Origin of the sequence: Methylomonas koyamae, from assembly GCF_001644025.1 — a bacterium.
Taxonomy (GTDB): domain Bacteria; phylum Pseudomonadota; class Gammaproteobacteria; order Methylococcales; family Methylomonadaceae; genus Methylomonas; species Methylomonas koyamae_A.
Map to the genome: position 1 here is coordinate 1 of NZ_LUUK01000011.1, position 1,674 is coordinate 1,674.

Here is a 1,674-nt window from a genome sequence, read left to right on the forward strand (position 1 = left end):
GCCACGATCTGAATGCTTAAAATAGAATCGCCGCCCAATTCGAAATAGTTGTCGTCGATGCCGATGCGGTCTTGGTTCAAGACTTCCCGCCAGATACCCACCAAGCGTTGTTCCACGGCATTGCGCGCTTCCCGGTATTGCTGCTGGGCTTTAATATCCGGCTCCGGCAAGGCCTTGCGGTCCAGTTTGCCGCTGGCGGTCAACGGCAATTGCGCCAGCCTGAGATATTGGCTGGGCCGCATGTACTCGGGCAGTTGCTGCAATTGCTGCTTGACGGCCTGATCGAGGTCGGCCGCGTGGCTGACCACATACGCCACCAGACGCTTGCTTTGTCCTTGGCTCCACAGCTTGACCGCCGCTTCTTGAATCGCGGCGTGCTGTTTGAGCACGCTTTCGATTTCCCCCAACTCGATTCGAAAGCCTCTGAGTTTGATTTGGCCGTCTTCCCGGCCTTGGTATTCGATGACGCCGTTCGCCCGGTAGCGGCATATGTCGCCAGTCCGGTACAGCCTTTCGCCTTGACCGAACGGATTCGGCACGAAGCGTTCCGCCGTCAGCTGCGGTTTGCGCTGATAGCCCCGCGCCAAGCCGATGCCGGCGATGTACAGTTCGCCGGACACGCCGATCGGCACCGGCTGCAATTGGCCGTCGAGGATGTATAAACGTAGGTTGTCGATCGGTTTGCCGATCGCGACGATGGGGCTGGCGGTGTCGGCTTCGTCGCAAGGCCATTCGCTGACGTCGATCGCCGCTTCGGTCGGGCCGTAGAGATTGTAGAGACGCGCCGATGTCAATTTGCCGTAAACCTGTTGTTGCAGGCTCAACGGTAAGGCTTCGCCGCTGCAGATGATGCGCCTTAAGCTGCCGCAGTGTGCCGCTTCGGGGTCGTCGATGAAGGCTTGCAGCATGGACGGCACGAAGTGCAGGGTGTCGATTTGCTGGGCCTGGATCAGTTTGGCCAGGTAATCGCTGTCTTTATGTCCGCCCGGTTTGGCGATGACCAAACGGGCGCCAGCGATCAACGGCCAGAAAAATTCCCAGACCGAGACGTCGAAGCTGTACGGGGTTTTTTGCAAGACGCTGTTTTGCCCGCTCAATGGATAACGCCGCTGCATCCAGTTGAGTCGGTTGGCCAGCGCTTGATGGTGGTTGGCGACGCCTTTCGGTTGGCCGGTGGAGCCCGAGGTGTAAATCAGATAGGCGAGCTGTTGCGGATGGCATTCAAGGGCCGGCGCGCCGGCCGGTTGCCGGGCCAGCTCGGTTTGCAAGGCTTCGATGATCAGCACTTGGCCGGGATAATCTTGCAGCTTGCCGGCCAAGCCCTGCTGAGTCAGACACCAGCCGGCACCGGCATTGGCGATCATATAGTCCAAGCGTTCTTGCGGGTAGTCGGGGTCTAGCGGCAGGTAGGCCGCGCCGGCCTTGACGATCGCATGCAGGCTGACCACCATCTCCAGGCTGCGCTCCATGCACACCGCCACCAGATTCTCCCGGCCGACGCCTTGCGAGATTAGATAATGCGCCAATTGGTTGCTGCGCCGCTCTAGTTCGTCGTAGGTCAATTGGCGTTGTTCGAACACCAAGGCCACCGCCGCCGGCGTCCGTTGCGCCTGACGGCTTAACAATTCCGGTATCAAGGCGTCCGGGTACGCGTAGTCGGTGGCGTTCCAGTCT

Annotated in this window: 1 protein-coding gene; it reads right to left on the reverse strand. The window is 60.0% G+C overall.

What is annotated here, in order from left to right; translation table 11 throughout:
- Window positions 1-1,674 (reverse strand): amino acid adenylation domain-containing protein (locus tag A1355_RS01000; protein ID WP_157197687.1); only part of this gene is annotated, 1,674 nt, incomplete at both ends.